The following is a 24,120-nucleotide window of genomic DNA, read 5'->3' as shown; positions in this document are numbered from 1 at the left end:
TCCCCACGTCGAGCGAGCCGTGGACCTCCTGTCACAACGGCCGGTTGTGACACGCCGCCCGGTGCGTTGTTGGTGGTGCCACCCCGGGTTCGGCTTGCCTGTCCCGGTGCGGAAATCAACGAACCTCGGCCGTCCGTTCGCGTGGTTGTGGGCCGCTTACGCGGTCAGCGCCTACGGGACCGGGCTCGGCTTCGGCGCGTTCACGGTCGTCGCCGTCGATGTGCTGCACGCGGGACCGGCGCAGGTCTCGGCCCTGTCGGCGTCCGGGCTCGCGATCGGCGCGCTGCTGGCTGTGCCGCTGGGGCCGTGGATGGAGTGGCGCGCCAAGCGGCCGGTCATGATCGCGATGGACCTGGTCCGCTTCGCCGCGCTGGCCTCGGTCCCGCTCGCCCACTGGCTCGGCGTGCTGTCCTTCGCGCAGCTGCTCGTGGTCGCGGTGATCGCGGGCGCGGCGAAGATCGCGTTCATGGCCGCCGCCGGCGCCTACCTCAAGACCCTCGTCCCCGCCGACCGGCTTCTCGTCGCCACCAGCCGGTTCGAGTCCACCACCTGGTCGGCCACGGTCGTCGGACCGCCGCTGGGCGGCGCGGCGATCGGGGTGCTCGGCCCGGTGGTGACCGTCCTCGCCGACGCCGTGAGCTACCTGCTGTCCGCGCTGGGCCTCGCCGCGATCCGGCACCGCGAACCGCCCCCGCGCGGGACCACGGCCACCCGCCGGTGGCGCGACCTCGCCGAGGGGTGGCGCCTCATCCTCGCCCACCCCACGCTGCGCCGGCTCTTCGCCAACACCATCGCCGTCAACGCGCTGATCATGGCAGGCGAGCCGATCGTGTCCGTGCTCATGCTCGCCCACCTGGGGTTCCCGGCCTGGCAGTACGGGCTGGCGTTCGCGGTGCCCTGCCTCGGCGGCCTGATCGGGTCGCGCCTGGCCCGCCGGATCGCCGCCCGCCTCGGGGAACACCGGGTGCTGCGGGTCTTCGGCACGCTTCGCGTGGTCTGGCCGCTGGGGCTCGCCGCCGTCCAGCCGGGACCGGCCGGGCTGGTGATCGTCATGGGCACCCAGTTCGGGCTCATCGTCTGCCTCAGCGTCTACAACTCCGTCCTCGCCGCCCACCGGCTGAACCACGTCGAGACCGGGCGGCACGCCCGCGTGCTCACCGCGTGGTCGATCAGCTCCAGCGCCGCGATCGCCGTCGTCACGGTGCTGTGGGGGCTGCTCGCCCAGGCCGTCGGACCGCGCGCGGCGCTGGCCCTGGCGGGGGTCGTCCTGCTCGCCACGCCGGTCCTGCTGCCCGGACGGTTGACAAAAGGCAGGTATTTACCTGCATAATGGTCGGCGTGAGCGCGGAAGCGATGGACGCGGTGTTCAAGGCGCTGGCCGACCCCACCCGGCGGTTGCTCCTGGACCGCCTGCGGGAACAGAACGGACAGACGCTGAGCCAGGTGTGCGAGCGGCTCGGCATGGCCCGCCAGTCGGCGACCCAGCACCTCGACGTCCTGGTGCGGGCCGGTCTCGTGACCGTCGTGCGCCGCGGGCGGCAGCGCCTGCACTACCTGAACCCGGCGCCGATCCACGAGATCGAGCAGCGCTGGATCGCCGAGTTCGACAAGCCCCGGCTGCGCGCGCTCGCGGCCATCAAAGCCCAGGCAGAGGAGTCCGCCATGACCATCCCGACCTACGTCTACGTCACCTACATCCGCGCCGGCGCCGAGCAGGTGTGGCACGCCCTCACCGACGCGGACCTGACCGCGCGGTACTGGGGGCACTCCAACGTCTCCGACTGGCAGCCCGGCTCGCCCTGGGAGCACCGCCGCACGGACGGATCGGGCGCGGCCGACGTCGTGGGGAAGGTGATCGAGTCCGAGCCGCCGACGCGTCTGGTCATCACGTTCGAGGACTCACCCGAAGAGTCGCGGGAGCCGTCGGTGGTCACGTTCCTCGTCGAACCGCACCAGGACATCGTGCGGCTCACCGTGACCCACGAGAAGCTGCCCAACCGGGAGATGCTGAACGGGATCTCCGCCGGGTGGCCGGCGGTGCTGGCGAACCTGAAGTCGCTGCTGGAGACCGGCGACGTGCTGCCGCAGGCGCCGTGGGAGATGTCGGCGGCGCACGCGTGATCGCGGGGTTGCGCGACGCCTGCCGCGGGCTGCTCGACGCCGCCGCCGGGCGGTTCACCGAACCGCCCGCGGGCGAGTGGAGCGCGGGCCAGATCCTGGCCCACGTCTCGATCGTCAGCGCGGTGACGATCGGGGCGGTCTCGGCCGTCGCCGCGGGTGAGCACACCACCTACGACAACCGCGTCGCCCAGGACCGCTGGACGCTGTCCCGGATCATCGAGCTGGCCGGCGGGAGCGCCGGGCTCCGCGAGCGCATCCACCGCCAGGGCGAGGCGCTGTGCACCCTCACCTCGGCGCTGAGCGAGGCCGAGCTGGACACCCCGGTCCCGGCGCGGCTGGTGTCCGGTGACGCGGTGCTGGTGGACCGGCCGCTGCCGCTGCGGGATCTGATCACCGGCCTGGCGGAGACCGAATTGCCGGGCCACACCAAGCAGTTGCTCGCGCTGCGGTCCGGTTAGGACAGTGCGACGAGGATGACGCGAAGCGTTCCTCGTGGACCCCGGCTCAAGCGTCGTCGAGCAAGGTGCCCAGCTTCGCCTCCGCGATCGCGAACAACGCGTCCAGCGACTGGGGCTCCACCCGCAACCGCGCGGCGATCCGGGCTCGCGGGACGCCGGCGTCGCGCAGCCGCAGCGCCTCGGCGTAGGCGTCCGGCAGCCGCGCGATCGCCGCGTCCCGCGTGGACGGTGGATCGCCGGACGGGCGCCCTGCCACCTCTCAGCTGCCCGGTTCCAGGAGGCTGACGCCGTGCCGGCGGATCACCTCCAGCACCGCCGGCAGCACCTCCTCGATCGGCCGGCCCGCCGGCACCGTCGCCGCGAAGTCGGCGAAGAACCGGCCCGCGCCGTCGCCGGTGGTGATCGCGAGCACCCGTGCGGCCTTGCTCGTCACCTCGAAGGTGAAGGGGCACCGGGCCGGAATCGTGATGGCCGCGCCCGGGCCGAGGTCGTGGACCTCGCCGGCGGCGTGCACCGTCACGTCCCCCTCGACGACGTACATCGTCCCCGCCCACGGCGACCGGTGCGGCGGTCCCGCGGGTGCCCGCGGCGCCTCGACCTCGAACACCTCGTACACCCCACCGGTGTGTTCCGCGCCCGCCTTGACCGTGTGCACCCCGTCCGGCATGGCGAGCGGCACACCCGCGCCGGGCCCGGTGAGGTGGATCTTGCCGGTCATCACGCCTCCTGCTGGGTGATCAGGGCCTGCGCGCACCCGGCGAAGCCGGCCGCGAGGACGAGCCAGGCGACCAGTGCCGCGATGCCGGAACCGGAGAACCACGAGACCGGGATCGCCACCGCGGCCAGGATGAGCGCGGCACCGGCCCACACCGGCGCCGCGTGCCCGCGCACGATCGCGACACCGAGCAGGATCAGGCCGGCGAGCCCGGCGAAGAAGACGAAACCGAGGATGCCGGACGGGATGTCCTCCGCGGTGTCCATCATGGTCACCGTCGTGGACACCGGCACGCCGCTCTTGAGCGCGACGTAGGCCAGCGCCTCGGTGTCCAGACCGACCGGGAGCGCCGCGCCGAACGCCAGCACGGTGCCGGCCAGACCGAGCGTGGGCGCGTTCCGGCGGGCCACGCGGCCGGCGGTGAGCACGGCCGGCACCCACAGGAGCGTGGACACCGCGGCCAGCCAGGCCGTCGCCGGGTAGCCGTCCGGATCGGCGGCCATCCGCTGCGCGATCGCGGTGTTGCTGGTGCCGGCGATGTCCAGGTCCAGCGCCAGGCTCACGGCGACCAGCAGCGGGGCCAGCACGGCGGACGCGCCCATGAGGTACCTCGCCACCGGCGGCAGGGCGAGGCCGGACCGGGGCCCGGTGTGCACAGCGACCATGACGTCCCTCCTTCGGGAACGGCGGAACCCTGACGCGCCCAGCCTGATCCGGCCTCGGGCCGGGCACACGAGTAGTGCGGTACTCGGAAATCGCCCGCGGGGTGGAAGACGCCGGGACAGCGGCCGTCTACCGTCCCGTGTCGTGGGCCTGAACTGGCCGTTGACCGGCCGGGCGGAAGAGCTGCGGTTCGTCGACGCGGTCGTGCGGCGCGGCGCGGGCCACGGCGTGGTGCTGGCGGGCGCGGCCGGGGTCGGCAAGACCCGCCTCACCCGGGAAGCGGTGGCGGCGGCCAGGCGGCGGCACGCGAGGACGGTGTGGGTCGCCGCGACCGCGTCGGCCCGTGCCGTCCCGCTCGGGGCGTTCGCCGCCGTGCTCACCGACGTGAGCGGGGACGCGACCCAGCTGCTCCGGCAGGCCGCCGAGGCGCTCACCGGAACCGCCCGCGGTGACGTCGTGGTGGCGGTGGACGACGCGCACCTGCTGGACGCGCTGTCCGCGTCGCTGGTGCACCAGTTCGTGCTGCGCCGGGTCGCCACCGTGGTGCTCACGGTGCGCAGCGGGGAACCGGTGCCGGACGCGGTGACCGCGCTGTGGAAGGACGGTCACCTCGACCGGCTGGAGGTCCAGCCGCTGTCCGAGGCGGAGACCGTGGCCCTGCTGGAGGCGGTGCTCGGCGGCCCGGTGGACAGCGCCGGCGCGGCCCGGCTCTGGACGCTCTGCCGCGGCAACGCGCTCTACCTGCGCCAGCTCGTCGACGGCGAAGTGGCCGGCGGCGGGCTGCGCCTGGTTCGCGGGGTGTGGCGCTGGTCGGGGCGGCCCGCGCTCTCGCCCGGCCTGGCCGACCTGGTCAACACCCGCATGGGCCGGTTGTCCGGCGCGGTCCGCGACGTGGTGGACGTCCTCGCGCTCGGCGAACCCCTCGGCGTGCCCGTGCTCGTGGCCCTGACCAGCGCCGACGGCGTGGAGCAGGCCGAAGCCGAGGGCCTGGTGGCGGTCGAACCGGACGGCCGCCGGCTGGAGGCCCGGCTGGCGCACCCGCTCTACGGCGAGGTGCGCCGCGAGGCGCTGGGCGTGCTGCGGGCGCGGCGGCTGCGCGGCCGGATCGCGCGGGCGCTGCAGGACACCGGCGCCCGGCGCGCCGACGACACGATGCGGCGGGCAGTGCTCGTCGTGGACTCCGACCTCGATCCGGACCCCCGGCTGCACACGCTCGCCGCGCAGCGGGCCATCGCGCTGCTCGACGTCCCGCTCGCCGCCCGGCTGGCGCGGGCGGCCGTCGACGCCGGTTGCGGGTTCGAGGCGCGCGTGACGCTCGGTTCCGCGCTGTCCTGGCTGACCCGCGGGGACGAGGCGGAGGCCATGCTGTCCGCGCTGGCCCCGCTCGCCACCGACGACGGCCAGCGCAGCGTGGTCGCGGTGTCCCGCGCCGGGAACCTGTTCTTCTCGTGCCGCCGCCCCGCCGAGGCCGGGGCCGTGCTGGACCGGGCGGAGTCCGCCATCACCCGGCCCGGGGCACTCGCGCCGATCCGGGCGATCCGCGGGGTCTTCCACGCCGCCGCGGGACGGCCCCGGGAGGCGATCGAGTCCGCCGTCGCGGCGCGGTCGGCCGGCGCGCTGCCCCCGCACGCGAGCCTGCTGGCGGCGTGGGCCGCGGTCGGCGGGCTGGGCCCGCTCGGCCGGGCCGGTGAGCTGGACCGGGCGGCCGCGCCCGGATACGCCGCGGCCGAGCAGTCCTTCGACGCGGTCGTCCCGTCGTTCGGGTTGTGCGCGGCCCACCTCCTCGGCCTCCGGCTCGCCGGGGCGCTGCGCGGCCTGGAGGACCTCGCGCGGACCAGGTACCGGCAGGGCGCCGAGATCCCCGGACCGCTGCAGCTGCTGGGTGTGGCGCTGCTGGGCTACGCCGCGCTCTACCGGGGCCGGCTGGGCACCGCCGTCCGCAGGCTCCGGGAGGCGGAGGCCGGGCTGGGGCCGGTCCGCCGGCAGGGGCCGGGGTCCGGCAACCTCGTCGCGCTGACCCAGGCGCTGGCCATGTCCGGGGAGGCCGGTCAGGCGGCGGTGGTGCTCGCTGCCGCGGAGGACGAACGGCACCCGGCGACGGCGGTGCTGGAACCGGAGCTCGTGCTCGCCCGGGCGTGGGTGCGGGCGGCCGAAGGAGCGGTGAGTGCCGCGATCCGGCTCGCCCGTGACGCGGCCGGCCTGGCGGCGGGACGCGGCCAGCCCGCGTTCGAGGTCTACGCGCTCCACGTCGCGGTGTGTTTCGGGGACCGGACCGCCGCCGGCCGGCTCGCCGAGCTGGCCGGCCAGGTCGAGGGTCCCCGCGCGGCGGCCGCCGCGGCGCAAGCAGCCGCTCTCGCCGGCGACGACGCCGACGGACTGTTCGCGGCCTCCCGGGCGCTGGAGGAGATGGGCGACCAGCTGGCCGCTGCCGACGCCGCTGCCCAGGCCGCGGTCGCGCACGCCCGGTCCGGTCACCCGGTGGCGGCACGCGCGGCCGTCACCCGCGCGCACCGGCTCGCCGAAGCGTGCGAAGGCGCGCGAACCCCGGCGCTGGCGGCGGTGCGGCCGTTGCCGCTGACCGGCCGCGAGCGCGAGATCGTCACGATGGCCGCGCGCGGCCTGTCCAACCGCGAGATCGCCGACCGGCTCGTCGTCTCGGTCCGCACCGTCGAGGGACACCTGTACCGGGCGAGCGCGAAGCTGGGTGTCACGGAACGCGCCGCGTTCGCCGAACTGCTCGGGTTCTGAAGGTTACTTCTCCTGGCCCCGGAAGCCGGGGAGTCCAGGGAAATCCCGGCCCCGCCCGGCCCGCACCTTGCAGTACGGCGCGGCGCCGGGCTTCGCGGGCTGGATCGTCACCGGCGCGTCGGTGACGCCACCGAGGTCGAGACCGGGCACGTCGGCGCAATCCAGCACGGGCACCACAGCGGGCAGGCCGTCCGGGGTGACGGCGGACCGGGCAGCGGCGCACGACGGTCAAGGCCTGCGAACAGGATTGCCAGCATTTCGGCCTGAGGCAGCGCTTTCAGCGCGGGGCGTCCGGGTCCCTGTCCGCCTGGAGTTTCGCCGCGAGGACGGCCGCCTGGGTGCGCCGCTGGAGGCCGAGTTTGGCCAGCAGCCGCGACACGTAGTTCTTCACCGTCTTCTCCGCGAGGAACATCCGCTGCGCGATCTGCGCGTTGGTCAGCCCCTCGCCGATGAGGTCCAGCAGCGTGCGTTCGCGCTCGGTGAGCCCGGCCGCCGGGCCGTCGCGGGCGTCGGCGCGCAGCTTGGCCATCAGCGTCGACGCGGCGCGGGTGTCGAGCAGCGACCGGCCGGTGCCGACCGCGCGCACGGCCGAGACCAGCTGCAGCCCCTGGATGTCCTTGATGACGTAGCCGCCCGCGCCGGCCAGGATCGCGTTGAGCATGGCCTCCTCGTCGGTGTAGGAGGTCAGGATCAGCACGTTCAGCTCCGGGAACCGCGACCGCAGCTCCCGGCACAGCTCGATGCCGTTGCCGTCGGGCAGGCGCACGTCGAGCACCGCGACGTCCGGGCGCAGCGCCGGGATCCGCGCCATCGCCTGGGCGGCCGTGGACGCCTCGCCGACGACCCTCAGCTCGCGGTCGGCTTCGAGCAGGTCGGCGACGCCGCGGCGGACGACCTCGTGGTCGTCGACGCGGAACACGGTGATCACGGCAGGACCCTTCCGCAGGCGATCTGCCCAATCTAGGCCGCGTCGCGCGCCCCGCGGCCCGGCGGAAGTCACCTCGGGCGAGGACCAAGGTCACTTTCCGCCGCGTCCAGGCCCAGACGGCGCAGCACCTCCGGCATCCGGTCGAGCACCGGCTGCGGCGTCTGCCCGCCGAGTGTGGCGCGCAGGTAGAGGCCGTCACCGAGCAGGCCGACGATCTCGGCGGTCAGCGGGTCGCCGATGTGCTGTTCCAGCAGCTCCCACCACAGCCGGCCGACCTCGTTCATCGTCTCGGTGACCTTCGGTTCGCTGCCGAGCAGCCGCAGCGCGGCGATCGAGGCGCGGTGGGCCGGCTTGGTCATGTCGGCGTCGGTCACCGACGACAGCAGCCAGTACCGCACCACGCCCTCGGGGGCCGTGCGCGCCTGCTCGACGTCGGCCGCGGTGAGCCGCAGCAGCCGGTCGAGGAGGCCGTCGAGCAGGGCGTCCTTCGACCCGAAGTGGTACAGCAGCCCGCCCTTGGACACCTTCGCGCGCGCGGCGACGGCGTCCAGGGTGACGGCGGCCGATCCGCTCTCGATGAGGATGTCCTGGTAGGCGTCGAGGATCTGTTCCCGCGCGGAGGGGCGTCCCATGTCGCTTGACTATACCGTCTGGACGGTTTAGTTTCGAGAGCGGGGCAAACTGTACCGTCCGGACTGTTCAGAAAAGGGTTGTGATCGTGATGGCCGGGGGACGCCGGGACTGGCTCGCGCTGGGTGTGCTGGTGCTGCCGGTGCTGCTGATCAGCGTCGACATGACGGTGCTCGGGTTCGCGCTGCCGTACCTGAGCGAGGACCTCGGCCCGACCGGCGCCGAGCAGCTGTGGATCGTCGACATCTACTCGTTCGTGCTGGGCGGGCTGCTGGTCCTGATGGGCACGCTCGGGGACCGGATCGGGCGGCGCAAGCTGCTGCTCTCCGGCGCCGTCGCGTTCGGCGCCGCGTCCGTGGCCGCGGCGTTCGCGACCAGCCCGCTCATGCTCATCGCCGCGCGGGCGCTGCTCGGGGTCGGCGGGGCGACGCTGATGCCCTCGACGCTGGCGCTGATCCGCACCATCTTCACCGACCCGGCGCGGCGGCGGACCGCGATCGCCGTGTGGGGCGCCGGGTTCTCCGGCGGCATGGCGCTCGGGCCGGTGCTGGGCGGCTGGCTGCTGGAGCACTTCTGGTGGGGCTCGGTGTTCCTGATCAACGTGCCGGTGATGCTGGTGCTGCTGGTCGCCGGGCCGCTCCTGCTGCCGGAGGCGCGGGACCCGGAGCCCGGCCGCTTCGACCCGCTGTCCGCGCTGCTGTCGCTGGCGGCGGTCCTGCCCGTGGTCTACGGCATCAAGCGGTTCGCCGAGCACGGCGCGGATCCGCTCGCGGCCGTGAGCGTGCTGGCCGCCGCGCTGTTCGTGGTGGTGTTCGTGCGGCGCCAGCGTGCGCTGCCGGACCCGATGCTCGACCTGGCGCTGTTCGCGGACCGGCGGTTCAGCGCGTCGGTGCTGACGAACATGCTCGGGGTGTTCGCCCTGGCCGGACTGTTGTTCCTGGTGCCGCAGCACCTCCAGCTCGTGCTCGGCCTGCGGCCGATGACGGCGGCGCTGTGGCTGCTGCCGACGACGGTCGCCGGCGTCGCGGGTTCCTTCGCCGCGGCGCGCCTCGCCCGGCGGGTGCCGGTGCCGCGGCTGATCGGCGGCGGGCTGCTGGCCGCGGCGGCGGGGTTCGCGGTGCTGGTGGCCCTCGGCGTCCACAGTGGACTGGCGATTCTGGTGGCCGGCATGGCGCTGGTGGGGTTCGGGGTGTCGTTGTCGGAGACGCTCACCAACGACCTGATCATCACCGCCGCCCCGCCCGCGCGGGCCGGTGCGGCGTCGGCGATCTCGGAGACGGGGTTCGAGCTGGGTGGCGCGCTCGGGACGGCGGTGCTGGGCAGCATCGCGGCGGCGGTCTACCGGGCGGGCGTGCCGGCCGGTGCGGGGGACACGGCGCGCGAAACGCTCGGCGGAGCGGTCGCGACGGCGGCCGGGCTGCCCGCGGCGGAAGCGGATGCGCTGCTGGCCGCCGCGAAGGAGGCGTTCGTGCACGGCGTGCAGGTGAGCGCGGTGGCCGGGGCGGTGCTGCTGGCCTACACCGGGGTGCAGGCGCTGTTCTTGTTGCGCTCCAGAGGAACCGGCGCGGCACCCGCGCGTGGGCGGCACCGGGCGGCGGCTCCGCGCGGCTGAGGTCGGCCTGTGCAGGAGTGGATCAGAGGAACAGGCGCAGCACTCGGGCGTGGGCGGTGCCGAGCAGCGGTTCCGCGCGGTTGAGGAGGTCGCGCAGCTCGGCGGCCTGCGTGGTGGTCGGCGTGGTGTAGGTGGTCGCGGACCCGTAGGCGAACCAGTTCCGCAGATCGCCGGCGGCGATGTCCCGGAGCGGCTCGTCCGGGTCCAGCACGAGACGCAGGTCGAGCGCGAGGCGGGTCCAGGTGTCGCGGGCGGAGAGCAGCTGGAACGCGATCCGCCTGCGGTGCGCGGGCTGGCCGGGGGCGAGCATGCCGTGCAGCACGGTTTCGTCGATCAGGGCGGCGGTTTCGCGCAGCGCGAGCATCACCTGCCGGGCGACGCGCGGGGACGGATCGGCGAGCAACGGCACGGCCCGCGCGAGGGGAATCGCGCGCAGGCGACGCAGCGCGCGGACAGTCTCGGCCCGGACGCCGGCCCGCCCGTCGGCGAGGAACGGCAGGAGCAGCACCGCATCGGCGCCGTCGCCGGTCTCCCCGAGGCCGGCGACCAAGCCGGCGGACACGGGATCCGCCGCGGCGGCCGGGCCAGGCCGGTGGGATGCGGGAGTCCCGGCAGCCCCGGGGGCCACGCCCGCGGCGCGCGGGTGTGTGGCGCGGCGGCCGGGCCCGGCTGAGCCGGAGCCATTCGCGCGAGTTCCCGGCGCTGGGCCTGGTGCGGAGTGGTGGGGCGCGGGAGTCCCGGCAGCGATGGCGGCTGCGTGCACCTGTGCGGCGGTGCCGTTCACCGCGGTCAGCAGGGATCGGTAGTGCCGCGCGGGGTCTTCGCCCGCGCGGCGGAGCGTCAGGTGCGCGTGTGCGCGCACCAGCGAGGCTGGATCGGCCAGTGCCGGCACCGCGCCGGCGCGGTCGCGGATCGCCAGGGCGCGCAGGGCCGCCGTGCCGCTGGTGCGCAGCAGGTGCAGCACCTCGGGGTCCGGGCTGCCGGCCAGGGCGCGAGCACACCCCAGCCGGATCTTCAGATCCCCGTCCCGGAGCCCGGCCCTCAGCTCGCCGGCGCTCGCGTATCCCGACTCATACACCGTCCGGCGGGTGAGCACATCCGAAGCGGCGAGTGCGGCCGAGCGGACCTCGGGCAGGCGCAGCATCCCCTCCAGCGTCGCGGCCAGCCACTCGCCCTCGGCGCGGCGCCGCACGCGGCACGCCAGCGGGAACAGGTCCACCACGGTCATCGGGTCGCGGAAGAGGTGACGCAGGCACTCCCGCCGGGCACGCTCGCGCACCTGCGGCACCCAGTCCGCCGCGCGGATCGCCAGCACCGGCAGCGCGATCCGCTGGTCGAGCTGGGGCAGGGCGGCTTCGCGGAGGTGGCCGTCGCGTCCCAGCGCCCGCAACACGACACTGCGGTGCCAGCCCGCCGGGACCGAGCGTCGCGCGCTCGCGTCGACGGCGAGCCACAACCGCGGGTCCGCCCCCGCCATCACCGCCACCTCGGCATCGGCGTCCCGCGCGGCACACAGTGCCTCGACGCGCTCCCGGGCCTCGTCCCACACCCGGTGATCGTCCCGCCGCCCGGCCCGTTCGCCAACCGGTTATCGCGTCGTGTGGGCGCCGCCGTTGACGTGGATCGTCTGGCCGGTGATGTGGCGCGCGCCCGCCGACGCCAGGAAATACGCCGTCTCCGCGACGTCGTCCGGGTGGCCCGGACGGCCGTTGTGCGTCGCGGCGATCAACGCCCGCCGGCGCTCCTCGCTGAGCTTTCCCTGGAAGAACCCGGTTTCCGCGATGTACCCGGGCGCGATCAGGTTCGCCGTCACGCCCTTCGGCCCGACCTCCGACGACAGGCCGGCCGTCCACGCCGCCAGCGCCGCTTTCGCCGCCCCGTAGGACGACGCGGCGTACTCGGCGCCGATCGACCCGACGTTGATGATCGAGCCACCCGGCCGCAGCCGCTCCCGCACGGCCGTCGTGGTGAGCACCGCGCTGAGCAGGTTGGCGTCCAGGTTCGCCCGCCACGCGCGCAGCACCTCCCCGAGCCCGTCCCCGGCGGGCGCGGTGAGATCGGTGTTCCCGCCCGCCATGTTGACCACCACGTCCAGCTCCGGCCCCAGCTCGTCCGCCATCCGCGCCACCTGCTCCGGATCCGTCGCGTCGCAGGTGATCGCCCGCGCGCCGATCCCGGCGGCGGTCCGGGCCAGCCGCTCGCCGTTGCGGCCGGTGATCACCACGGCGTCCCCGCCCGCGCGGAACCGGGCGGCCACGGCCCGTCCGATGCCGTTCCCGCCACCGGTGACCAGCACGATCCGGCTCACTGAGCACTCCTCTCTGCTATGTTTAGCTCTAAACGTAGCGGAGGGAGGCAGGCCGTGTCGAACGACTTCGGCGCCGAGGGCTACCCGATGGGCTCGATCCTCAGGTGGCCCGCGCACGACATCGCCGAGTCGTGGCGGCGCGAACTCCCCGGTGTGCGCACGGAGTCCATCGAGATCATCACCCCGGTGTGGCGGATCGCGAAGATCCTCGCCGACGACCGGCGCCGCACCCTGGCCGAGCTCGGCGTCGATCCGTCCACCCTGGACCTGCTGAGCGTGATCCGCCGGTCCGGCCCGCCGTACGAGCTGACCACGCGGGAGATCACCCGGCGCACGCTGGTCACCCCCGGCGCGGTCTCCCAGCGCGTGGCCCGCGCCGAGCAGGCCGGGCTCGTCGAACGCGCGCCCTCGGCCGCGTCACGACGCGCGGTCGCCGTCCGGCTCACCGACGCCGGTCACCGTCTGATCGAAACCACCGTCCGCCGCCTGCTGGAACACGAGGCGGACCTGATCGGCGCGCTGGCCCCGGACGAGCGCGCGGCCCTCACCGGCCTGCTCGCCCGGCTGGAGCAGACCCTGGAACCACCGTGAGGGCGAGGGCCACGGCGGCGGCGAAGAGCACGGCGCCGAGCGTCAACCCGAACGCGTACCCCGCCACGGGCGAAGCGCCGTACCCGTGCGCGGCCGTGCCGAGGGCGGCGAGCCCGAGCGACGCGCCGATCTGCCGGGACGCGGCGAGCAGACCGGACGCCGCGCCCGAGTCCTCCGGCGCCGCACCCGCGGTGGCCACGGACACCACCGGCCCGAGGCACAGTCCGAACCCGGCACTGGTCACCATCGACGGCCCCAGGACGTCGGCCAGGAACGACCCGTCCGCGCTGAGGAAACCGAACCAGGCGAACCCCGCCGCGGCCAGCAGCCCGCCGCCGGCCATCAGCGTGCGGGCCGCGATCCGGTACCCGAGCTTGACGGCGAGCACGGACCCGGCGACCACCCCGAGCGCGAAGGGCAGGAACTGCAGCCCGGCCAGCGCCGGCCCGGTCCCCAGCACCCGCTGCAGGTACAGGGACACGAAGTAGAAGGCGGACGCCATCGCCGCGCCGAGGAGCAGGTTGTACAGGTTGGCACCGGCGACCGCGCGGTTGGCCAGCAAACCCAGGCGCACCACGGGGTCCCGGGTCGTCGTCCGTTCGATGTGGACGAACGCGGCCAGCAGTGCGACGGCGACCGCCAGGGTGATCAGCGTGACCGGCGAGGCCCAGCCGTACTGCTCGGTGCGCACGACGCCGAACACGAGCGTGGTCATGCCCGCCGTGACCAGGACGGCGCCCAGCACGTCCGGACGGCTGCCGCGTACCGGCGGCGGCTCGGTGGCGACCCCGCGCCGCGCCAGCACCAGCGCGACGGCGGCCATCGGCGCGCTGACGAGCATCACCCACCGCCACCCGGCGTACTCGGTGAGCACCCCGCCGATCAGCACGCCCAGGGCCCCACCGGCGGCGTTCGTCGCGCTCCACACGCCGAACGCGCGGACCCGCTCGCGGCCCCCGGGGAAGGTCGCGGTCAGCAGCGCCAGCGCGGCCGGGGCCGCCGCGGCGGCCCCGATGCCCTGCGCGGCGCGCGCCGCGAGCTGCTGGCCGGGGTCCGCGGCGAAACCCCCGGCCAGGGACGCGATCCCGAACACGGCCAGCCCGACCAGCAGGACCCGCTTGCGGCCGTAGCGGTCGGCGAGTTTGCCGCCGAGCAGGAGCAGCCCGCCGAAGGTGAGCGCGTAGGCGTGGATCACCCAGGTCAGGCCCACCGGGCCGAACCCGAGCGCGGCCGCGATCGCCGGCAGCCCGACGTTCACCACCGACAGGTCCAGCGACACCGTGAACTGCACGACGGCCACCGCCGCGAGGGTGAGCCCCGCCCGGACCGCCGGTCCCGGGAACTCCGTCTTCGTCATCGCACCCCAGTCCTCTCGTGCTGGTTTCGGAACACGTTCCGAAACTAGCACCGGAGGGCGCCGGCTGTCGACGAGGGGAGCGGGCAGCATGATGGGACCCATGCCCCGACCCGATGCAGCGCGCGCCCGGACCGGGCGGCCACCGGTGACCTCCCGGGCGGAGATCCTGGCGGCCGCGCGGCAGCTCATCGACCGCGACGGCTGGGAGAAGCTGAGCGTCCGCCGGCTCGCGGCGGAGCTGGGGATCGGGCCGACGACGCTGTACCACCACGTGCGGGACAAGGCGGATCTGCTGGTGCAGCTGCTCAACGCCTACACCGGGCAGCTGGAACGCCCCCGGCTGCCCAGCGATCCGCGGGAGCGGATCGTCGTGGCGGCCACGGTGATGCACGACGCGCTGGCAGCGTGGCCGTGGGCCGCGGAGGTCGTCACGGTGGACGGGTTCGTCGGCCTGCTCGACGAACCGGCCCTGTGGATGGTGGAGGCCATCGTGGGCGGCGCCGTGGACAGCGGATGCAGCCCGGAGCAGGCGGTCGGGGTGTTCCGCGGCATCTGGTACTACACCGCCGGTGAGATCCTCGTCCGCGCGCGGTCCGGCCGGCGCCCCGCGGACGAGCGGCCCTACCGCGACGCCGAGTTCCGGTTCGACCCGGAGAAGATGCCGCACCTGGCGGCGATCGGCGACCAGTGGCCGGAGCTGGCGGCGCGCGACACCTACGCCGACGGGCTGCGCGCCTTGGTGGACGGGCTGCTCGCCCAGCGGGGCTGACGGGTGACCGGCCGATACGCTGAACCGGTCCGTGCCGCGGCACGGACCGGTTCAGCGTGACCACGACCTGCTTCCGGCCCGCCCGCTCGCGCGGCACCACGTCGTAGCGGAGGGTGGTTCCGTCGCCGGAAACGCCGTCGGGTGACCGTGGCGGGAGTGAATCCCGTTCGGTCGAGCCCCGCCGCCGCGGTTCATGGTCTACACTGGTGATCGCGGCCCGCACAGTTCTGCCTCGGGCCGCGTTCTGATGTCGACCACCACGCGCCGCGACCGCCGACGGTCTGCGCCGGGCAGGACGACCCCCCGACGTTCGGAGATCTTCCCTTGACCTCATCCCCCGTGCCCTCCTTCGCCGCGCTCGGCGTGCCTTCGGTGCTCGTCGCCGCGCTGGCCGAGCGGGGCATCGAGGCGCCGTTCCCGATCCAGGCCGCCACGCTGCCGCATTCGCTGGCCGGCCGGGACGTGCTCGGCCGGGGCCGCACCGGCTCCGGCAAGACGTACGCGTTCGCGCTCCCGGTCCTGGCCCGGCTCGCCGCGAGCGGCACCCCGCGCCGTCCCGGACGGCCCCGCGCGCTGATCCTCGCGCCGACCCGCGAGCTGGCCTCCCAGATCGACGCGGCGCTGGCGCCGCTGGCCAAGGCCCTGTCGCTGCGCACCATGACGGTGTTCGGCGGGGTCGGCGCGGGGCCGCAGATCGCCGGCCTGCGGGCCGGGGTGGACATCCTGGTCGCCTGCCCCGGCCGGCTCGCCGACCACCTCGCGAGCGGGCACGCTGACCTCGACGCCGTCGAGGTCACCGTCCTCGACGAGGCCGACCACATGGCCGACCTCGGGTTCCTGCCGCAGGTGAAGCGGCTGCTGGACCGCACGCCGCGGCAGGGGCAGCGGCTGCTGTTCTCGGCCACCTTGGACGCCGGTGTGGACGTGCTCGTCAAGCGTTTCCTCACCGACCCGGTCACGCACAGCGTCGACTCGGCCCGCTCGCCGGTGGCGACGATGGAGCACCACGTGCTGCACGTCCAGCCGGACGCGCGCCTGGACGTGCTGGTGGACCTCGCCGCCGCGCCCGGCCGGACCGTGGTGTTCACCCGGACCAAGCACCGGGCGAAGGCGCTGACCCGCAAGCTCGTGGCGGCCGGCGTCCCGGCGGTGGAGCTGCACGGCAACCTCGGCCAGACGGCGCGGACCCGCAACCTGTCGGCGTTCTCCGACGGCAGCGCGACCACGCTGGTGGCCACCGACATCGCCGCGCGCGGCATCCACGTCGACGACGTGGCCCGCGTGATCCACGCCGACCCGCCGGTCGAGCACAAGGCGTACCTGCACCGGTCCGGGCGCACCGCCCGCGCCGGTGCCGAGGGCACGGTGATCACGCTGATGACCGACGACCAGGTCGCCGACGTCCGCGACCTGACCCGCAAGGCCGGGATCACCCCGGTCACCACCCGGCTGGCGCTCGGGCACCCGCTGCTGGCCGAGCTCGCGCCGGGGGAGCGGGTGTTCACCGCGCCCGCGGCCGGCGGCGCGGTGCGGACCCGGGACGGCTCGCCGTCCCGCGCCGGCTCCCGGCGCGGGGAACCGCGGCGCGGTGACTCCGGCCGTGGCGCCGCGCGGCAGAAGCCGCGGGGCGAGACGCGGGACAAGCCGGCCGGCGAGGCGCGGCAGAAGCCCGTCGGCGACGGGCGGCAGAAGCCGGGCCGTGGCACGGGCGCGGCGCCCCACCGATCGGGCGGGGCCGCCGCGTTCTCGGCGGGCGCCCGCGGCGGTCGTCGCCGGGGTGCTTCGTCCCGCTGACGCCGCCGGGCGCGGCTCAGTCCCGGGTCGTGCGCGCCAGGTCGCGGTGGTTCGCCGCGAGCCTCGCGGTGGCCGCCGCCGGGGTGCTTCGTCTCGTTGACGCGGCGGGCCGCGGCTCAGTCCCGGTGGCGTGGGTGCGTGCCAGGTCGCGGTAGCTCGCCGCGTTGGCCCGGGTCGCGGCCTGCTCGTCGGCGGTCAGGGGGCGCCGGACCTGGGCCGGCAGGCCCGCGACGCGCGAGCCGGGCGAGACGAGGCTGCCGGCCCCGATCCGGGCCCCGTTGAGCACGACCGCGCCCATGCCGATGAGGCAGTCGTCCTCGACGGTGCAGCCGTGCAGCACCGCGCGGTGCCCGACGCTCACCCCCGCGCCGATGACGGCGGGGAAGCCGGGATCGGCGTGCACGATCGTGCCGTCCTGGATGTTGCTGCCGGCCCCGATGCTGATGGTGTCCAGATCCGCGCGCAGCACGGCGGTGTACCAGACGCCGGCGCCGGCGGCGACGGTGACCGCGCCGGCCAGCACCGCGTTCGGGGCGATCCACGCGGCCGGGTCGACGGACGGCCGCCGGCCGTCCACGGTGAAGTGGTTCATGATGTCCTTTCCGGAATGTCTACTGTGGAGTCACAACGCGGACGGCAGGATCGCCACCGTCCAGGCGAGCAGGGGAGCGCCGGCCACGACGGGCGCGCTGTAGGCGAGCATGCGGCGCTGGAAGAGGCGTTTGCCGGGCACCTGCGCCTGCGCGAGCACGATGATCCCGTTGGTGGAGAACGGGCTCACGTTCACGCCGTAGAGTCCGGCGGCGCCGCCGGCCGCACCGGCGGGCGGTCCGGGTGCCCGGTGACCTGCCGCAGCCCGCCGAACGCCTCGGCGACGCCGCCGAACCCGGCGCGGTCGCGGTAGGGGCCGGTCTGGTCGTAGCCGGAGACGGGCACGATCACCAGTAGCGCTGCGGGTGCCGGGCCGTCGCGGCGGCTCGCTGGACAATCTGCCCAGCGAAACCGGCGAAACGCCGCGCAGATCGTGCACAGTGATCAGCCGCTGGGGCGACACTTGCGCACTCCGGAGGCCGCACCGCACCCTTCCCGCCATGCAGGAAGCTGATCTCCCCGCGCTCCACCGGCTGATGCTGGTGGCACGCCGGCTCGACGACGAAGCCATCGCGTTGCAGCGCCAGGGTGTCCTCCCCGCCTACGCCCCGGCGAAGGGCCAAGAGGCCGCGCAGGTCGGCAGCGCCGCCGCGCTCGACCTCGGCCGTGACTTCGCCTTCCCGTGCTACCGGGAACTCGGCGTCGCGGTGGCGATGGGCGTCGACCTCGCCGGCTACCTGGCCACCCACCTCAACCTCTGGCACGGCGGCCTCTACGACCCGCTGGCCTCCCGCCTGGCGCCGTTCAACGCCGTCGTCGGCGGTCCCGTCACCCACGCGGTCGGCTGGGCGATGGGCGCGAAGCTGGACGACACCGGCGGCGCGGCCATCACCTACTTCGGCGACGGCGCCAGCTCCCAGGGCGACGTGCACGAGGCCATGAACTTCGCCGGCGTCTACCGGCTGCCGGTGATCTTCTTCTGCCAGAACAACGGCTGGGCGATCTCGGTGCCCACCGCGGACCAGGTCGCCGGCGGTTCGGTCGCCGCCCGCGCCGCCGGGTACGGAATCGAGGGCGTGCGCGTCGACGGCAACGACGTGACCGCCGTGTTCGAGGCGACGCGCGCCGCGCTGGACCGCGCCCGCGACGGCGGCGGCCCGACGGTGATCGAGGCGATGACCTACCGGCTGGGCCCGCACTCCACTTCGGACGATCCCGGCCGCTACCGCACCCTGGACGACGAGCGGGCCTGGGCCGGGCGCGACCCGCTCCTCCGGGCGGCGAACCAGCTCACCGCCGAGGAGGTCGCCGCCGCCGAGGAGCACGCCGCCACCGTGGTGAGCCGGGTCCGCGACGACCTGCTCGCGCTCGGCGCGCCCCCGGCCGAGGAGCTGTTCTCGTTCGTCTACCGCGAGCCCACGGCGGCCCTGCTGGAGCAGCAGCGGGCGTGGAAGGAGTCCCTCGATGCCTGAGTTCTCGTTGCAGCAGGCCCTCAACCTCGCCCTGCGCCACGCGTGCGAGGACGACGACCGGGTGCTGATCTTCGGCGAGGACGTCGGCACGCTCGGCGGGGTGTTCCGGGTGACCGACGGCCTGCGCGACAAGTTCGGCGAGCACCGCGTGTTCGACACACCGCTGGCCGAGTCCGCGATCATGGGCATGGCGGTCGGGCTGGCGATGGCCGGGTGGCGGCCGGTGCCGGAGATCCAGTTCGACGGCTTCAGCTATCCGGCGATCGACCAGATCGTCAACCAGGTCGCGCGCATGCACTACCGCAGCCGCGGCGTGCTGAGCATGCCGATCACGCTGCGGCTGCCCAGTTTCGGCGGGATCAAGGCGCCCGAGCACCACGGCGAGAGCCTGGAGGCGCTGTTCGCGCACGTGCCCGGCCTGAAGGTGGTGTCGCCGTCCACCCCGGGCGAGGGGTACCACCTGCTGCGGCAGGCGATCGCCGATCCGGACCCGGTGATCTTCCTGGAACCGAAGTCCCGCTACTGGCACCGCGAGACGTTCGACCCCACGGAGGCCGTCGAGCAGCTGCCCGTCGGCACCAGCCGGATCGTCCGGCCGGGCAGGCACGCCACGCTGGTCGCCTGGGGCGCGATGGTCGCCCGCTGCCTGCAGGCCGCCGAACTGGCCGCCGAGGACGGCGTCGAGCTGGAGGTCCTCGACCTGCGCTGGCTCAAGCCGATCGACGCCGCCGGGCTCGCGGAGTCGGTGGCCCGGACCCGCCGCGCGGTCGTGGTGCACGAGGCGCCGCTGACCGCCGGGCTCGGCGCCGAGGTGTCCGCGCTGATCACCGAACGCTGCTTCGCCGGGCTGCGCGCGCCGGTGCAGCGGGTCACCGGGTTCGACGTGCCCTACCCGTCCGGCGCGCTGGAGGACGAGTACCTGCCCAGCATCGACCGCATCCTGACCGCCGTGCAGACCACCCTGGAGTACCGCCGTGGCTGAAGTGACCTTCCCCCTGCCCGACCTCGGTGAGGGCCTGATCAGCGCCCGCGTGCTGGAGTGGCTGGTCGCCGAGGGCGACTGGGTCGAGCGCAACGCGCCGCTGGTCGAGCTGGAGACCACCAAGTCCGCGGTGGAAATCCCCTCGCCCCAGTCCGGCCGCGTCACCCGCCTGCACGTCGGCGAGGACGAGGAGCTGGCGGTGGGGGAGCCGCTGGTCACCTTCGCCGTGGAGGACGCCGGGATCGTCGGCACCGTCCCGGAGGAGAAGAAGCCGCGGCGGAGGGTCCGCCTGACCCTGCCGGAGGACTGAGCCGTGTTCGCCACCGCCGCCGACGGCACCAAGATCTGGTACGACACCGCCCCCGGGCCGCGTCCGGTGCTGCTGATCCACGGCTTCGCCTCGGACAGCCTCCGCACCTGGGAGCAGACCGGCTGGATCCGCGCCCTGGCCGGGCACGGGCACGGGCACGGGCACGTGACCGTGGATCTGCGCGGGCACGGGCAGAGCGACCGCCCGGCGTCCGGGTATTCGCCGCGAACGCTGGCGCGGGACGTGCTCGCCGTGCTCGACGAGGCCGGACTGTCCACTGTGGATGTGGTCACCTACTCGATGGGCGGTCTGGCCGGGTGGGAGCTGGCGCGGCTCGCTCCGGGCCGCGTCGGGCGGATGGTGCTCGGCGGGATCGGCGGGCGTGCCGCCGACCGCGCGTCGATGGAGCGCGTGGCGGAGCAGCTGTCCGGCGGCGGCCTGGACGCCTGTATCGACGGGATGGCCGGGCACCGGCTCGACGGTGCGCCGCCGGTGCCGGTGCTGTTCGCCGCCGGTGAGCAGGACGAGATCGCCGCGGACGCGCCGGAGTTCGCGGCGTCGCTGGGTGCGCCGTTCGTCTCGCTCGGCCGGCGCACCCACCTCAACGCCGTGTCCAGCCGGAAGTTCAAGGACGCGGCGATCGAGTTCCTCGCCCCGGCAGGATGACCAGCGCGCCGAGGACGAGCACGGCCACGCCGAGCGCGCTGCCGAACTCGCGCGTGGCGCCGGTGCAGGCCGGTCGCGACACCGGCCTGCGCGGGGGCAGCGAACCCGCGATCACGCTGGACAGCGTCGGCAGCGCCAGCGTCACGCCGGTCCCGGTCACGACGAGCCAGACCGCGTACAGCGGACAGGGCGTGGCCATGTCGCTTGTGGACAGCCCGAGCAGGCCGGCGCCGGTGCAGGCGAAGGCGAGGGCGATCACGGCGGTCAGCCCGATGCGCCCCACCAGACGGCCGACGTGCCACGCGCCGTCCTGCCCAGGCACGTGCTTCGCAGACCCGCGGCCCGGAACAACCGCGGGTCGAGCAGCGGGTGCGCGGATGCCGAGCAGCAGCGCCACCGACGCGAGCAGGACGGCGAGGGTGTCGGGCAGCACGGCGGCCACGCCCACCCCGGTGATCGCCCGCCCGGCGAGCAGGCGCGGGATGTCCGGTGCGGCCGCCGAGAGCAGCGCCGCCGCGGCGAACAGCGCCAGGCCGGTCAGCAGGAGATGGCGCCAACGCCGCTCGCGCCGCGGGTGCGGTCGCTGTTGGACGAGGCGGCGGGTGGCGCCGATGCCCACCGGCGCGAGCGCCACGCCGGCCCAGGGCGGCCAGCACCTCGGCGATCACCTCCGGCCACCCGGCGGTGTCGACCGCCGCCTGAGCGGCGCGGCCGTGGAGTTCGGGCTCCAGCACGTCGAGGACGGTCCCCGCTCCCGTTCGGACACTGCGGCTCAGCGGCGCGGCCGGCACCGGCGGGAAGTCCGCCGTTGCCGGAACCGTGCTGGACTCGTACGCCGGCGCGTCGCGAAGCTGGACCGGCCGAAGAAGATCCCGAACACCGGCACGCCGTCCCGGGAGTGCGCGGTGCTGTCCGTACATGCGCAACACGAGACCGAGGGCGGCCGGCACCCGCTCGGCCCGTGCACCCGGCGCGACGGGCCACCATCCCAGGCGCGGGCGGCCAGGTCGTCCAGCGCCCACTCGGCGGCGGCGCGGCGGTCGTCGGGAGGGTGGCTCTGCCCGGAAACCCTCGGCGGTCACCGCCGATGATCACTCACCGGAGCCGCTCGGTGTCACCAGTCCGGACTCGTACGCGAAGACCACCAGCTGGGCGCGGTCGCGGGCGTGCAGTTTCGTCATCGCGCGGTTGACGTGCGTCTTCGCGGTGAGGGGGCTGATCACCATCCGCCCGGCGATCTCCTCGGTGGACAGTCCCTGTGCGACCAGCGCCACCGCCTCGCGTTCGCGGTTGGTCAGTTCGCCGAGGCCCGGGCCGGGGTGCGGCGGCCGGCTGACGTACCGGTCGATCAGCTTGCGCGTGATCGACGGGGACAGCAGCGCGTCGCCGCGGGCGGCGACCCGCACGGCGTGCAGGAAGTCCTCCGGTTCGATGTCCTTGACCAGGAACCCGGCCGCCCCGGCGCGCAGCGCGTCGAACACGTACTCGTCCAGGCCGTAGTTGGTCAGGATCACCACGTGCACCCCCGCCAGGGCCGGGTCCGCGGCGATGCGCCGGGTCGCCTCGATCCCGTCCGCCACCGGCATCTGAATGTCGACGAGCGCGATGTCCGGCACGTGTTCCCGGGCCAGGGCGACCCCGGCCGCGCCGTCGGCGGCCTCGGCGACCACCTCGATGTCGTGCTCGTTGTCCAGGAGCGCGCGGAACCCGCTGCGGATCAGCGGCTGGTCGTCGACCAGCAGGACGCGGATCACGACGCCCGGTCCACGGGAAGCTCGGCCCGGACGCTGAACCCGCCCCCAGCACGCGGCGCGGCGGTGAGACTTCCGCCGAGCGCCATCACGCGCTCGCGCATGCCGAGCAGCCCGACCCCGGGCACCGGCGCGGCGTCCGGGCTTGCGGTGCCGTCGTCGTCGACCCGGATCACCACGGCGCCGGGCCGGTAGCCGATGCGGACCGACGCGGTGGCGGCGCGCGCGTGGCGGGCGACGTTGGTCAGCGACTCCTGGACGATGCGGTAGGCGGTGCGTGCCACGGCGGCGGGCACGTCGTCGTGTTCTCCCTCGATCGTCAGTGTCGTCTCCAGTCCGGTGGATCGCGCGCGCCGCACCAGTTCCGGGACGTCGCCGAGCCCGGGCGGTGGGCTGGTGCCGTCGTCGCGCAGCGCTGACAGGGTGGCGCGCAGCTCGCGGGCCGCTTCCCGCCCGGCGTCCCGGATCGCCAGCAGCGGCTCGGGCACGTCCTCGCCCCGCTTGCCGGCCAGGTGCACGGCGACCTCGGCCTGCACCTTGATCACGGAGATCTGGTGGGTGAGCGAATCGTGCAGCTCCCGCGCGATGTGCAGCCGCTCCTCGTCGGCGCGGCGCCGCGCGGTCTCCTCCCGGGTGCGCTCGGCCTCGTCCGCCCGGCGCTCGGCCTGGCGCACCGCCTCACCCGCCGCGCCCGCGGCGACCAGCCAGGCGAGCTGGAGCACGTCCCGGGACTGGGCGAAGGCCGCGCCGACGGTCAGCTCGTGCGCGATCAGCAACGCGAACGGCAGCGTCGCGAGCATGACCACCGTGGCTGCCACCGCGACGAGACGACGCCCGGCCCGGAACGCGGCGAACACCGCGAACAGGTACGCCAGCGCGGGCACGTCGAGCCCGGTCGCCTGGTAGCCCAGGGCGCTCAGCCCCCCGGCCGCCAGCACGACCACCGGCGCCCGGCGGTGCGCGGCCAGCGCCAAGCCACCGGCGACCAGCAGCGCGTAGCCCACCGGCGCGAGATCCGTGGCGGGGTGCTGCCGGGACAGCGCGGTCACCAGCAGGATCGCCGCCATCCCGGCGCCGATCGCCCGGTCCCCGGCACGGCTCATGCCGGAAACCCTAGCCGGAGCGCCGCGCCGGCGACTCCTGCGCGCGGAGGATCTCGCGACTACCGCGGCCGCGGTAGATCCGCCGGTCCTGCGGCACCGGCGGCAGCGCGGATTGCCTGCCTCCGCCGGACGACGGACGGCGGTGATCCGCGCAGGATGTGCCGGAAAGACCCTTACGGCAGAAGGAGCTCACGATGTTCGGATACACCCTCGCCCAGGCCGCCGACCCCGGCACGCTGACGTCGGGACGGCTCGTCGGTGCGGTGGCCGCGCTGGTGGCCGTGGCCGGAGTGGTCCTCGGTGCGCTCGCGGTCGCCCGGCACCGGCGACGCGGGTCCACCGCCGCCCTGGCCACCGGGGTGGCGGGCATGGCGGGCGGCGGCCTGGTGGTGGCGCTGGCCGAGGGCGGTCCCGGCACCGGTTACGGGATCGTCGGCGGGTTCGCGGCGGTGGCGATCGGGCTGATCGCCGCGGTCCTCGGCGGGCTGGGGCTGGCCCGGTCCCGGGCGTGAAAGCGGTCGCCACCCCCGCCCGCCGCTGTTAGCTTGCGA

26 protein-coding genes and 2 pseudogenes are annotated in these 24,120 nt (G+C 74.9%); 13 read left to right on the top strand and 15 right to left on the bottom strand.

What is annotated here, in order from left to right; genetic code table 11:
* Window positions 1–106: 106 nt before the first annotated feature.
* The 3 genes from D0D28_RS07300 to D0D28_RS07290 are packed head-to-tail and all read left to right on the top strand — an operon-like array spanning window position 107 to window position 2,579.
* The gene (locus D0D28_RS07300; RefSeq protein ID WP_205413200.1) at window positions 107–1,330 is read left to right on the top strand and encodes an MFS transporter; all 1,224 of its coding nucleotides are present in this window, start codon (window positions 107–109) and stop codon (window positions 1,328–1,330) included.
* A complete protein-coding gene (locus tag D0D28_RS07295; RefSeq protein WP_094005329.1) occupies window positions 1,330–2,121 on the top strand; it encodes an ArsR/SmtB family transcription factor in 792 nt (263 codons plus the stop codon). The genes D0D28_RS07300 and D0D28_RS07295 overlap by 1 nt, the downstream gene beginning before the upstream one ends.
* The gene (locus tag D0D28_RS07290; RefSeq protein WP_198958212.1) at window positions 2,118–2,579 is read left to right on the top strand and encodes a DinB family protein; all 462 of its coding nucleotides are present in this window, start codon (window positions 2,118–2,120) and stop codon (window positions 2,577–2,579) included. Before D0D28_RS07295 ends, D0D28_RS07290 begins: the two co-directional genes overlap by 4 nt.
* Window positions 2,580–2,625: 46 nt before the next feature.
* Here the strand turns inward: D0D28_RS07290 and D0D28_RS07285 are convergent, their stop codons facing one another.
* The 3 genes from D0D28_RS07285 to D0D28_RS07275 are packed head-to-tail and all read right to left on the bottom strand — an operon-like array spanning window position 2,626 to window position 3,959.
* The gene (locus D0D28_RS07285) at window positions 2,626–2,835 is read right to left on the bottom strand and encodes a hypothetical protein (RefSeq protein WP_094005330.1); all 210 of its coding nucleotides are present in this window, start codon (window positions 2,833–2,835) and stop codon (window positions 2,626–2,628) included.
* A gap of 3 nt (window positions 2,836–2,838) precedes the next feature.
* On the bottom strand, window positions 2,839–3,297 hold the full coding sequence (locus tag D0D28_RS07280; RefSeq protein ID WP_116110152.1) for a cupin domain-containing protein: 459 nt from the start codon (window positions 3,295–3,297) through the stop codon (window positions 2,839–2,841).
* The gene (locus D0D28_RS07275; RefSeq protein ID WP_094005332.1) at window positions 3,297–3,959 is read right to left on the bottom strand and encodes a hypothetical protein; all 663 of its coding nucleotides are present in this window, start codon (window positions 3,957–3,959) and stop codon (window positions 3,297–3,299) included. The genes D0D28_RS07280 and D0D28_RS07275 overlap by 1 nt, the downstream gene beginning before the upstream one ends.
* A gap of 142 nt (window positions 3,960–4,101) precedes the next feature.
* Between D0D28_RS07275 and D0D28_RS37290 the strand changes: the two genes are divergently transcribed.
* Window positions 4,102–6,705: a helix-turn-helix transcriptional regulator gene (locus D0D28_RS37290; protein ID WP_116110151.1), complete on the top strand. Its 2,604-nt coding sequence runs from the start codon at window positions 4,102–4,104 to the stop codon at window positions 6,703–6,705.
* 3 nt (window positions 6,706–6,708) lie between these two features.
* Here the strand turns inward: D0D28_RS37290 and D0D28_RS35545 are convergent, their stop codons facing one another.
* The 3 genes from D0D28_RS35545 to D0D28_RS07260 form a co-directional block, all read right to left on the bottom strand.
* On the bottom strand, window positions 6,709–6,882 hold the full coding sequence (locus D0D28_RS35545) for a hypothetical protein (protein WP_162831003.1): 174 nt from the start codon (window positions 6,880–6,882) through the stop codon (window positions 6,709–6,711).
* A 100-nt stretch (window positions 6,883–6,982) separates the two neighbouring features.
* Window positions 6,983–7,633, bottom strand: a complete 651-nt coding sequence (locus tag D0D28_RS07265) for a response regulator (protein WP_116110150.1) — start codon at window positions 7,631–7,633, stop codon at window positions 6,983–6,985.
* Window positions 7,634–7,701: 68 nt separating this feature from the next.
* Window positions 7,702–8,265, bottom strand: a complete 564-nt coding sequence (locus D0D28_RS07260) for a TetR/AcrR family transcriptional regulator (protein WP_116110149.1) — start codon at window positions 8,263–8,265, stop codon at window positions 7,702–7,704.
* 89 nt (window positions 8,266–8,354) lie between these two features.
* Between D0D28_RS07260 and D0D28_RS07255 the strand changes: the two genes are divergently transcribed.
* Window positions 8,355–9,875, top strand: a complete 1,521-nt coding sequence (locus tag D0D28_RS07255; protein WP_116110169.1) for an MFS transporter — start codon at window positions 8,355–8,357, stop codon at window positions 9,873–9,875.
* A gap of 22 nt (window positions 9,876–9,897) precedes the next feature.
* On the opposite strand, the gene D0D28_RS36590 is transcribed toward D0D28_RS07255, so the two are convergent.
* Both D0D28_RS36590 and D0D28_RS07240 read right to left on the bottom strand, forming a co-directional pair.
* Window positions 9,898–11,424, bottom strand: a complete 1,527-nt coding sequence (locus D0D28_RS36590) for a hypothetical protein (protein ID WP_240323118.1) — start codon at window positions 11,422–11,424, stop codon at window positions 9,898–9,900.
* Window positions 11,425–11,463: 39 nt separating this feature from the next.
* Window positions 11,464–12,183, bottom strand: coding sequence for an SDR family NAD(P)-dependent oxidoreductase (locus tag D0D28_RS07240; protein WP_116110148.1), 720 nt, complete (start codon window positions 12,181–12,183; stop codon window positions 11,464–11,466).
* 54 nt (window positions 12,184–12,237) lie between these two features.
* Between D0D28_RS07240 and D0D28_RS07235 the strand changes: the two genes are divergently transcribed.
* Complete coding sequence (locus tag D0D28_RS07235; protein ID WP_116110147.1) at window positions 12,238–12,774, top strand: MarR family winged helix-turn-helix transcriptional regulator; 537 nt, start codon at window positions 12,238–12,240, stop codon at window positions 12,772–12,774.
* Here the strand turns inward: D0D28_RS07235 and D0D28_RS07230 are convergent.
* Window positions 12,728–14,131: an MFS transporter gene (locus tag D0D28_RS07230; protein WP_116110146.1), complete on the bottom strand. Its 1,404-nt coding sequence runs from the start codon at window positions 14,129–14,131 to the stop codon at window positions 12,728–12,730. The two genes, D0D28_RS07235 and D0D28_RS07230, sit on opposite strands and share 47 nt — an antisense overlap.
* Before the next feature lie 100 nt (window positions 14,132–14,231).
* Between D0D28_RS07230 and D0D28_RS07225 the strand changes: the two genes are divergently transcribed.
* The gene (locus tag D0D28_RS07225; RefSeq protein WP_116110145.1) at window positions 14,232–14,900 is read left to right on the top strand and encodes a TetR/AcrR family transcriptional regulator; all 669 of its coding nucleotides are present in this window, start codon (window positions 14,232–14,234) and stop codon (window positions 14,898–14,900) included.
* 339 nt (window positions 14,901–15,239) lie between these two features.
* Window positions 15,240–16,694, top strand: a complete 1,455-nt coding sequence (locus D0D28_RS07220; protein ID WP_116110144.1) for a DEAD/DEAH box helicase — start codon at window positions 15,240–15,242, stop codon at window positions 16,692–16,694.
* Window positions 16,695–16,821: 127 nt separating this feature from the next.
* Here D0D28_RS07220 and D0D28_RS07215 read toward each other — a convergent pair.
* From D0D28_RS07215 to D0D28_RS07205, 3 genes and pseudogenes are all read right to left on the bottom strand, one after another.
* Window positions 16,822–17,286 (bottom strand): annotated as a pseudogene (locus tag D0D28_RS07215) (gamma carbonic anhydrase family protein); the annotation flags it as partial.
* 30 nt (window positions 17,287–17,316) lie between these two features.
* Window positions 17,317–17,475, bottom strand: coding sequence for a hypothetical protein (locus tag D0D28_RS07210; protein WP_233157247.1), 159 nt, complete (start codon window positions 17,473–17,475; stop codon window positions 17,317–17,319).
* A gap of 2 nt (window positions 17,476–17,477) precedes the next feature.
* Window positions 17,478–17,636, bottom strand: a complete 159-nt coding sequence (locus D0D28_RS07205) for a CoA transferase (RefSeq protein WP_240323117.1) — start codon at window positions 17,634–17,636, stop codon at window positions 17,478–17,480.
* Between the two features lie 149 nt (window positions 17,637–17,785).
* Here D0D28_RS07205 and D0D28_RS07200 point away from each other — a divergent pair, with 149 nt between their 5' ends.
* Genes D0D28_RS07200 through D0D28_RS07185 form a run of 4 tightly spaced genes read left to right on the top strand, consistent with a single transcriptional unit; the run spans window position 17,786 to window position 20,715 of the window.
* Window positions 17,786–18,757: a thiamine pyrophosphate-dependent enzyme gene (locus D0D28_RS07200; protein WP_233157249.1), complete on the top strand. Its 972-nt coding sequence runs from the start codon at window positions 17,786–17,788 to the stop codon at window positions 18,755–18,757.
* Window positions 18,750–19,739 (top strand): alpha-ketoacid dehydrogenase subunit beta, encoded by a 990-nt coding sequence (locus tag D0D28_RS07195; RefSeq protein ID WP_094005341.1) that lies wholly within the window; start codon window positions 18,750–18,752, stop codon window positions 19,737–19,739. The genes D0D28_RS07200 and D0D28_RS07195 overlap by 8 nt, the downstream gene beginning before the upstream one ends.
* Window positions 19,732–20,049 carry a biotin/lipoyl-containing protein gene (locus tag D0D28_RS07190; RefSeq protein ID WP_094005342.1) on the top strand — a complete coding sequence of 106 codons (318 nt, stop codon included), beginning with the start codon at window positions 19,732–19,734 and terminating at the stop codon, window positions 20,047–20,049. Before D0D28_RS07195 ends, D0D28_RS07190 begins: the two co-directional genes overlap by 8 nt.
* 3 nt (window positions 20,050–20,052) lie before the next feature.
* Complete coding sequence (locus D0D28_RS07185; RefSeq protein WP_094005343.1) at window positions 20,053–20,715, top strand: alpha/beta fold hydrolase; 663 nt, start codon at window positions 20,053–20,055, stop codon at window positions 20,713–20,715.
* 16 nt (window positions 20,716–20,731) lie between these two features.
* Here the strand turns inward: D0D28_RS07185 and D0D28_RS07180 are convergent.
* The 3 genes and pseudogenes from D0D28_RS07180 to D0D28_RS07170 all read right to left on the bottom strand — a co-directional run.
* Window positions 20,732–21,262, bottom strand: a pseudogene (locus D0D28_RS07180) (hypothetical protein); the annotation flags it as partial.
* Window positions 21,263–21,806: 544 nt separating this feature from the next.
* Complete coding sequence (locus D0D28_RS07175; RefSeq protein ID WP_116110142.1) at window positions 21,807–22,469, bottom strand: response regulator; 663 nt, start codon at window positions 22,467–22,469, stop codon at window positions 21,807–21,809.
* Complete coding sequence (locus D0D28_RS07170) at window positions 22,466–23,569, bottom strand: sensor histidine kinase (protein ID WP_116110141.1); 1,104 nt, start codon at window positions 23,567–23,569, stop codon at window positions 22,466–22,468. Before D0D28_RS07170 ends, D0D28_RS07175 begins: the two co-directional genes overlap by 4 nt.
* A gap of 194 nt (window positions 23,570–23,763) precedes the next feature.
* Here D0D28_RS07170 and D0D28_RS07165 point away from each other — a divergent pair, with 194 nt between their 5' ends.
* Entirely contained in the window at window positions 23,764–24,081 is a 318-nt protein-coding gene (locus D0D28_RS07165; protein WP_094005346.1) for a DUF6223 family protein, read from the top strand.
* Window positions 24,082–24,120: the final 39 nt, after the last annotated feature.

The sequence above is a fragment of the Amycolatopsis ruanii genome, from assembly GCF_003385175.1.
GTDB lineage: Bacteria > Actinomycetota > Actinomycetes > Mycobacteriales > Pseudonocardiaceae > Amycolatopsis_E > Amycolatopsis_E thermalba.
This window is presented reverse-complemented; position numbering and strand designations above follow the sequence as displayed.

Excerpts from the sequence above, each read along its gene's own strand:
- D0D28_RS07295 (WP_094005329.1), top strand. The coding sequence starts at position 1,330 with ATGGTCGGCGTGAGCGCGGAAGCGATGGACGCGGTGTTCAAGGCGCTG.
- D0D28_RS07280 (WP_116110152.1), bottom strand. The coding sequence starts at position 3,297 with ATGACCGGCAAGATCCACCTCACCGGGCCCGGCGCGGGTGTGCCGCTC.
- D0D28_RS07275 (WP_094005332.1), bottom strand. The coding sequence starts at position 3,959 with ATGGTCGCTGTGCACACCGGGCCCCGGTCCGGCCTCGCCCTGCCGCCG.
- D0D28_RS07260 (WP_116110149.1), bottom strand. The coding sequence starts at position 8,265 with ATGGGACGCCCCTCCGCGCGGGAACAGATCCTCGACGCCTACCAGGAC.
- D0D28_RS07255 (WP_116110169.1), top strand. The coding sequence starts at position 8,355 with ATGGCCGGGGGACGCCGGGACTGGCTCGCGCTGGGTGTGCTGGTGCTG.
- D0D28_RS07230 (WP_116110146.1), bottom strand. The coding sequence starts at position 14,131 with ATGACGAAGACGGAGTTCCCGGGACCGGCGGTCCGGGCGGGGCTCACC.
- D0D28_RS07225 (WP_116110145.1), top strand. The coding sequence starts at position 14,232 with ATGCCCCGACCCGATGCAGCGCGCGCCCGGACCGGGCGGCCACCGGTG.
- D0D28_RS07200 (WP_233157249.1), top strand. The coding sequence starts at position 17,786 with ATGCAGGAAGCTGATCTCCCCGCGCTCCACCGGCTGATGCTGGTGGCA.
- D0D28_RS07195 (WP_094005341.1), top strand. The coding sequence starts at position 18,750 with ATGCCTGAGTTCTCGTTGCAGCAGGCCCTCAACCTCGCCCTGCGCCAC.
- D0D28_RS07170 (WP_116110141.1), bottom strand. The coding sequence starts at position 23,569 with ATGAGCCGTGCCGGGGACCGGGCGATCGGCGCCGGGATGGCGGCGATC.
- D0D28_RS07165 (WP_094005346.1), top strand. The coding sequence starts at position 23,764 with ATGTTCGGATACACCCTCGCCCAGGCCGCCGACCCCGGCACGCTGACG.